At 34.9% G+C, this 8407-nt stretch carries 6 protein-coding genes; 1 reads left to right on the forward strand and 5 read right to left on the reverse strand.

The window, feature by feature from the left end; genetic code table 11:
* Window positions 1-529 precede the first annotated feature (529 nt).
* Window positions 530-1882, forward strand: a complete 1353-nt coding sequence (locus tag HMPREF0077_RS03125; protein ID WP_052588096.1) for an alanine/glycine:cation symporter family protein — start codon at window positions 530-532, stop codon at window positions 1880-1882.
* An 84-nt stretch (window positions 1883-1966) separates the two neighbouring features.
* Here HMPREF0077_RS03125 and HMPREF0077_RS03130 read toward each other — a convergent pair whose 3' ends face one another.
* The 5 genes from HMPREF0077_RS03130 to HMPREF0077_RS03150 all read right to left on the reverse strand — a co-directional run bounded on the left by HMPREF0077_RS03130 (window position 1967) and on the right by HMPREF0077_RS03150 (window position 8142).
* Window positions 1967-3604 (reverse strand): ABC1 kinase family protein, encoded by a 1638-nt coding sequence (locus HMPREF0077_RS03130; protein ID WP_004836501.1) that lies wholly within the window; start codon window positions 3602-3604, stop codon window positions 1967-1969.
* 107 nt (window positions 3605-3711) lie between these two features.
* On the reverse strand, window positions 3712-5490 hold the full coding sequence (gene pepF, locus HMPREF0077_RS03135; protein ID WP_004836502.1) for an oligoendopeptidase F: 1779 nt from the start codon (window positions 5488-5490) through the stop codon (window positions 3712-3714).
* Window positions 5491-5498: 8 nt separating this feature from the next.
* Window positions 5499-6329, reverse strand: a complete 831-nt coding sequence (locus HMPREF0077_RS03140) for a hypothetical protein (protein WP_004836503.1) — start codon at window positions 6327-6329, stop codon at window positions 5499-5501.
* A 6-nt stretch (window positions 6330-6335) separates the two neighbouring features.
* Window positions 6336-7016 (reverse strand): rhomboid family intramembrane serine protease, encoded by a 681-nt coding sequence (locus HMPREF0077_RS03145; RefSeq protein ID WP_004836504.1) that lies wholly within the window; start codon window positions 7014-7016, stop codon window positions 6336-6338.
* 25 nt (window positions 7017-7041) lie between these two features.
* Window positions 7042-8142: a glycerate kinase family protein gene (locus tag HMPREF0077_RS03150; protein WP_004836505.1), complete on the reverse strand. Its 1101-nt coding sequence runs from the start codon at window positions 8140-8142 to the stop codon at window positions 7042-7044.
* Window positions 8143-8407: the final 265 nt, after the last annotated feature.

Here is an 8407-nt window from a genome sequence, read left to right on the forward strand (position 1 = left end):
AAATTTTGTCCTTATCTTTCGATAAGAATCATTGTACTCAAAGTATTAACTTTGGTTGTTGTTGTATTCTATATAATTTTATGATTATCATCTTTCGATGTTAATCTTGGTTCGTTGTCGCTTTTGTCTTGCGACTCTTATATAATACTACACATTTTTTTGCTTGTCAACTTTTTTTTTCATTTTTTGATGATTTTTTTATGTTTTCCAAGTTTTATTCTTGTGTCGCATTAATATTAATATACACCTTTGAATTTGTTTTGTCAAATATTTTTTATTTATTTTTATTTGACGTCTTTCAACGTGCCTTTTTATAATACTATGACCTAGTCTTCTTGTCAAATGTTTTTTTTATTTTTATCTCTTCTATATATACAAGGGTTTTTTTCTATATTTTTTTCTTTTTTTGTTTACAAATTGCCAAAAAGAGTTTATAGTAATTAAATATACTATAGAGGATGTGATTATTTTGTTTAAAACTTTAATTGAAGTAAATGGCCGTCTAGGTACTTTTTTGTGGGGCTACCCCATGATTGTTACTTTGTTTCTAGGTGGCTTGTATTTGATTTTTAGGTCGAGATTTTGGGTTTATAGAAATTTCTTTTATATTTTTTCCCAAACTTTTGGCAAGCCTTCTGCTAATAATGGATCTACTGATACTTCCATTTCTCCCTTCCAGGCTGTTTCTACAGCTCTTGCTGGTACTATAGGGGCAGGCTCCATTATTGGGGTTTCTACTGCGATTGAGTTCGGAGGTCCTGGTTCTATTTTTTGGATGTGGATGGCTGCTCTTGTTTGTATGACTACTAAGATGTGCGAGGTTAGTCTTGCTGTTGCTACTCGTGAGCTTGATGGAGAGGGTAAGTTTGTTGGCGGACCTATGTATTATATTTCCAAGGGTGCGAAGAAACCTATTTTAGCTAAGCTTTTTGCTTTTTTCTCTGTTATTGCTATTCTTGGAACTGGTGGTCTTGTTCAGGCTAATTCCATTTCTGAGTCAATTAATGATATGTGTGGTCTTTCTTTGAGGACTTCTGGTATTTTGATAGTTGTTCTTATGCTTATGGTTCTTGTTGGAGGTATTAAGAGGATTGGGGCTTTTGCTGAAAAAATTGTTCCTTTTATGGCTCTTTTTTATGTAGCAGGGTCCATTCTCATTATTTTCCTTCAAAGAAAGTATCTGCTAGATGCTTTGTATCTTATTGTAAGTGATGCTTTTTCAGGTAAGTCCATGCTTGGTGGTGCTTGTGGTTCTGGTGTGCTTATGTCAATTAGATGGGGACTTGCTAGGGGTATTTTTTCTAATGAAGCAGGTCTTGGTACTGCACCTATGGCTCATGCTTCTAGCCATACTGACCATCCTATTAGACAAGGAATGTGGGGTGCTGTGGAAGTTTTTGTTTCTTCCCTTGTTATTTGTACAATGACTGCCCTTGTTATTATTACTTCCGGCCTATGGACTGATCCAAATTTGTCTGGGGCAAGCCTTACTGCAGCAGCATTTTCTAAATCTTTGCCTATGGGTAGATTTATAGTTAGTATAAGCCTTATTCTTTTTGCTTTTACTACTGCTGTTTCTTGGTGCTATTATGGACAAAGGTCCGTTTTCTATCTTAGCAAGTCTGATAAAGCAAGTTCTCTTTTTAAATATGTTTATATAGGATTTTGCTATCTAGGGGCTATAGGTGGTTTGAAATTTGCTTGGAATGTTGCAGATACTGCCAATGCTCTTATGGTAATTCCGAATGTAGTTGCCCTAATATTAATGGCCAAATCTTTCTACAAACTCTTGAAAGATTTCGATTACTATAAGGATACTAACAAGAAAGGTGATTATACTTGGACCTATGATAATAAATGGAAGTCTTATTTTAAAGACTAGAAAAAAGCTTTTGGTTTTGCCAAAAGCTTTTTCTCTGCTTACTTTTTATCCTCCTCTTGCAATTTTTGCTTAGTTAAATTTTTCTTACTTATCCTTTTTTAAAATCTTTATTAGAAGGATTAGGAAAATTACTAGTGTCATGAGAAGACTTCCTGAAAGGAGGCCTACAAATAGTTTGTTTCTTATTCCCAAAAGTACAAGGCTTATTGTAAGGCTTGATATGATTAAACTTAGTCCTAGTGATGCTAGGGCTCTTGTTTTGTTTTTTTCTATTTTTTGATAGGCTTGGAATTCTTCTTCGCTCTTTTTCTCTACTATAGCAAAATCTCCTCTTACTAGTTGTCTGAGGATATTTAGGCTTGTTTCTGGTAATTCCTTTATAAGACTAAAGGAGTCGTAGGTGTTTTTTAGGAGTCTATCAGTTACAAGGTCAGGGCTTAAAAGCTTTAGGGCCATTGCTTTGGCAAGGGGAATAGCAAGTTCTAGGAAGGATTGTTCAGGAACTAGCTTTTCTATAAGGCCTTCTACTGTTAGAATGGTTTTTGCAAAATTCGCAAGCTCTGATGGGATTTTTATAGAATAATCAACAAGAAGCTTATAGAAGTCACTTATTAATTCCACTAGTTTAAGTTGGCTTATGTTCATCGCCATATACTTGTCTAAAAGTTTTTGAATCCTTCTTTCGAATATAGGTATTTTTTTGCTATCAAAAGCCAAAAGCCCCATGCCTATGATAGCATCGGTTATAAGCCTAACTTCATTGAGACTTGCCCCAAGGAAAATTTTGATTATTTGGTACCTATGATTTTTGGATAAGGAAGAAACTATGCCGAAATCTATGAGATACAAGTCATTTTTTTCGTTTATAAAAATATTGCCAGGATGTGGATCAGCATGGAAGAATCCATATGAAAACATCTGATTGCTATAGGCCTTGATTATCCTTTGGGCGAGAATCTTCCTTGTATCAGAGTCCTTAGAGTAGGCTTCTCTTATAGATTTACCTTCTATGTATTCGATAGTTAAGACAGTCTTTCCACAGTAAGGCTCAAAGACAAGGGGTGCCCTAAAGTCGCTTGGGCTCTTATTATCATCCCTATATTTGAGGATGTTTTCTTTTTCTAATTCTAAATCAATCTCTTTGCTTAAGGATAGCTTAAATTCCTCTATAACATCTCCTAGGTCAAAGGATTGAATAAAACTTAGTTTGTTTTTGAATCTCCTGTAAAGATCTGTCATAATCTTTAAGTCTTCGCTAACCCTATCTTCTACACCTTCTCTTCTAACTTTTACGACTACTTTTCTTATAGAGCCTTGATAATTTATATAGGCAAGATGGGTTTGGGCAATAGAGCCAGCTGCGAGGGCTTTTTCATCAAAGTCTAGGAAAATATCTTCAACAGCTCGGCCAAATTCCTTTTCTATAGTATCTTTTATGTAAATTAAGTCTTCTTCTTTGACATCGTCTTGGAGCTTTTCTAATTCCTTAATCATAGCTTCTGGAAATATATCTCTCCTAGTTGATAAAACTTGACCGAACTTAATAAAGACCGGTCCTAAGTCTTCGAAAAGCTCTTTGAGCTTTTGACCAAGGCGGATGCTACTTTCCAAAGTTTCTTTATCATTTTTAATATCCTTGCTAAAGACCCTTCTAGCGTCGATAACTAAATCTGGATTGAGGAATTTTCTTATTATTTCTAATTTTCTCTTCCTGTATGTCATAGCCTGCTCTTTTCTTTAATAATCTTTACATCTTATATTAGTTTTACCCAAAATACTTGTTTTTAAGTACACAAAAAGGCTAAAGCCTTAGCCCTAGCCTTTAATTCTTATAGAATTGCTTCTCTTAAATCTTTTAAAGCTTTTCTTGCTACATCCATAGCCTTTTGCATAGAAGCCTTGTTAGTCATATCGACCCCTGCCTTCTTCAACACCTCTATTGGGTATTCGCTCTCTCCAGCCTTTAGGAAGTTTAGATATGCTTGTCTCTGATCATCCGTTCCATGAAGGATGTTTTGGCTTAGGGCAACAGCACTCATGAAGCCTGTAGCGTATTGGAAGACATAGTAGAACATATAAAAGTGCGGAATCCTTGCCCATTCTGCTGATATATATTCGTCTACTTGTATATCTTTACCAAAAAGCTCTTCATTGAGCTCTTTGTATATTCCGTGAAGTCTTTCTGCTGGAATTGCCTCGCCAGCTTCTACTAATTTATTTACCTTATGTTCAAATTCTGCAAACATAGTTTGCCTAAAGACTGTTGATTTGAATTGGTTAACAAAGTAATTTAGAAGATAAGCTGTTTCTTCTTCTGACTTAGAGTTTTTGAGTAAATAATCAAGGAGAAGAAGTTCATTGGTGGTTGATGCAATCTCAGCTAGAAATATTGAATAAGAACCATATTGGTATTTTTGGGTACTTCTTGTGTAATAAGAGTGCATAGAATGACCTAGCTCATGGATTACTGTAAAGACATCATCAATAGTGTTTGTATAGTTAAGAAGGATAAAGGGTTGGGTGTCATAGGCACCTGATGAGTAAGCTCCCCCTCTTTTACCCTTGTTAGGACAAACATCGAACCAACCTGTATCAAAGCCTTCTCTCGCAACTTTGACATATTCTTCGCCCAAAGGTTTGATTGCTTCAAGGACAATTTCCTTAGCCTCATCAAAATCTATTTTTCTCTCATAATCTTTTACAAGAGGCATGTAGATATCATGAAAACCTAAATCGTCCACTCCTAAGAATTCTTTTCTAAGACTTGTATAATCCCTGTGGATGTCTGCATTATCATGAACTACTTCTAGCAAATTATCGTAAATATCTTCAGAAAGATTGTTAGCAAAAAGGCTCATTTGCCTAGCTGAATCAAAATTTCTAAGCTTCGCTTCTGTGTTGTGAGCGGAAAAATCCCCATCAAGAGTTGATGCTAGGGTATTAGAAAATTGCCTGTAAGTTTTGTAGTATTTTTCATAAACTTCTCTTCTGAAATTTCTATCCTTGTCTTGTTGCAAATTCACAAAGTTTGCATCAGTAATTTCTATATCCTCTCCATCCTTGTTAACATGAGGAAAGCTCATATCTGCATTTGAAAATATCATATAGGTTGACCTAGGATTTTGTCCAGTCTTGGCAAAGCTTGCTATAATCTTCTCGCTTTTCTCATCTAGGGTATGGTCTTTGAATCTGTAGATATCGTCAAAATAATGCTTTAGATAAGATATTTCAGAATCTTCTAGGTATTCCTTAATAAGTTCATAATCTGTTGCCAAAAGTTCTGGTCTTACAAAGGATAGGGCTTCACCTGTCAATACATAGGTGTTTGTCGCTATTTGGTTCATCTCTTGGTATTTAGTTACCCTCGTATCTTCGTCAGACCTTAGAGAGGCGTAAACATAAGCCTTCTCCATCTTTCTTGAAAATTTCTCATCGAGTTTTATAAATTCCTTAAAAGTTTCAAGATCCTTTGTAAGCCTTCCCTTAAATCCTGTAAGGAGTTTGGCTAATTTTTTTACTTCTTCTATATCCTTGTAGAAATCCTCATCATTTTTGTAAATTGATGTAGTATCCCATTTCAATCTTTCTTCAATGTCTTTTCTTTCCATATTCTCTCCTATTTTATAGTAATGACATCTTTGCCATTTTTATCTTTTGTCTTTTCTATAAATAATATTTCCTTGCTATGATTGCCACTTATGAGATGACCTATGTCCATATCTTCTCCCAAGACCTTGCCCCTAATAGTCTCCTTTTTAAGGCCATAGGTCATGTATAGGTCTGCTAGTTGAGATTCTTCAGCCCTTAGCCTTTCTGCTATAGCCTTCTTGATATCTCCCTTTGTTTTCTTTCCATCTTCCCCTAAACCATCTCCAAGCCTAGTAATAGAAGGCTCTAGTTTGTCAGTAGTATTGGAAAATATAAAGGAATCTATCTGACTAAGGTACTTGTCATAAAGATAATAAGCACTTAAAGTTTCTTTTTCATATATTGCAAATTCACTTACAAGAAGCATCGGCCCACTGTCTGAATCAAAAGTTATGACCTTTACAAAAACCCTATCTAGGTCAGGCCTTGACAATAAAGCAAGACTTTCTTCAACAAGTCCACCCTTATCATAGACTTGATCTAGGTAAATATTGCCATCATCTTCTTTTTTTATAACAAAGCCTAGCTGCTTAGATGAAAAATCCATTTGCTTTATTAAACCCAAAGAGCTTTCTATGGCTTTTCTATCACAAAGACTTGCCTTCTTATAGAGCTTTGCAAAGTCGATTCTTTCTATATCCTTCTTGCTTATCGCATCCTTGTAGCTAATCTCAGGCATCTTTATAGGTTTTTTTTGGCTTTCCTTATTAAGAAGCTCCTTTTCAAAACTTTCCCTAGATTGAAAAGAGCAAGCACTTAGCAAAAAAAGCAAAGCTAATACCAATCCATATTTTCTCATCTTAACTTAAATCCCTACACTCTTATTGCCGATTATTATAAATAAAATGGATAAAACTACAAAGGCTAGAAGCGAAATTATTATAGTAGTCATAGGAAGTTGTCTATGCACAACTGGGAAAATACCAGCTAAAATCACTCCTGCCAAAAAACCTCCAATATGACCTTGGATGCCTATGCCAGTTGCAAACAAAGAATAAACAACATTTATCGCTATGATTGATAGAAAACTTGCTCCAAGACCCCTTAGAATATCATCATCCCTATAATTAATCATAAGACCAATGGCAAGGCCAAATATCCCATACAAGGATGTAGACGCTCCAGCAGAAACTGTGTTGTTGCTAGCAAAGGCATAGGTGAATAAGTTACCCATTATTCCTGCCAATAAATAAATAATAAGAAAGTTTCTAGAACCATAAAGCTTCTCAAACAAAGGCCCGATACTATATAGGAAGTACATATTAAATAAAATATGAAAAAAACCTATATGGATAAAAGCAGCTGTAAATATCCTCCACCATTGACCAAGCTTAACTAAGGGCTTAACCATTGCTCCAAAGCGAACAAGGTTATCTATATCCTCACTACCTCCATGTAAAGTCATTATGATAAAAACTGCAATATTCACCAGCATCAAGGCTGTCGTCACTTTTGTTTCTCCTAATTTTTTAAAATTCATACTCATAATCAATAATTGTACCGCTTTAAGACTAGATTTCAGAATTTCTAATATAGGTCTTATCTATATCTCTTGCTATTTTCTTTATTTCTTCAAGAACAGATTTTCTATCAAGATTATTCGCCATCTCGTAATCGTAAATATAATCAAAATACTCACTATTATCAAGCTTCCTATCACTTGCATTGTGGAGGAAAATAATCTTAACCCTATCATTATATCTTTTGGCAAGTTTTGCCATAGAAATAGAAGAATAAGCATTAAATTGACTCAAATCCTCTCCCAATATTATAAAATCCATATCCTTTACCATTTCTCTAAAATTTACCTTCTCCAAAATATAATCCATAGGCTTAGAAATCTTGGCCTTGAAATATGTAAACAAGGCCCAAGCACAACCGCCACCAGAACCTAGAGAAGGAAAATCGACATGACCTATACCCAGAAGTTCAGAGGTCCTAGCTATAAAATTTTCACAACCCCTAAAAAGCCTTGCTACATCATAATCACTAGCCCCTTTCCTGTAGGCCCTATATTCCAAAAAGGAGTTATCACCAAAAAGAGTCATCTCGCTGCTAGTGGCAATAATTATATTAGCTCTCTTAAATCTCTCATCAACATTATCAATATCGATCCTTCTAAGCTTAGATAAATTTTTTGCGATAGGGCTTAGGCTATTATCTTCCTCATCATAAAACCTTGCCCCAAGAGCATAAAGCATACCCATACCCATATCATTACAAGCACTATCTCCAAGACCGATATAAAAACTTTTAGCACCATTATCGAGGGCATCTATAAAAACTTCTCCCAAACCCAAAGATGATGCATTCATAACATCTAAGTCTTCCTTGTAAAGAAGGGAAAGACCTGATGACTCTGCCATCTCGATTGTAGCAAAATCATCCTTCAACAAATACCTAGCTGTAATTGCTTCATTAAGTGGATTGTGTACATTTACATATTTGTAAGTTCCTCCAGAAATGAACTTCATCGACTCGATAGTTCCTTCCCCACCATCCAAAAAAGGAATTGGATAAGACTTAGAAGATAAAGTCTTCTTGAAAATCTCTCCCATGCAAACAGAATCCTCGAAATCTTTAATTGTATCTATAGCTATTAATGTTTTCATTTTATCTCCTCACTAGAAATATATACCCGATTATTTTTAAATATTTTTAAAATATAACTTAAAGGCTCCTGTAAAAGAAAATACTTGGATAAAAGACTCAATTTAACGGAAAAAACTTTACATATCGCCATTGTCTTGTTATACTAGATGAGAAAGGATATACTTTCGCTGTTTAACTCAGAAATCCTAAGGATTTCTACCATCAAAGACCATTACTCCTTGTAATGGTTTTTTATTTTATCTTGGCAAACAGCGAAAGAGGCAG

Source organism: Anaerococcus tetradius ATCC 35098 (assembly GCF_000159095.1).
GTDB classification, from domain to species: Bacteria; Bacillota; Clostridia; order Tissierellales; family Peptoniphilaceae; genus Anaerococcus; species Anaerococcus tetradius.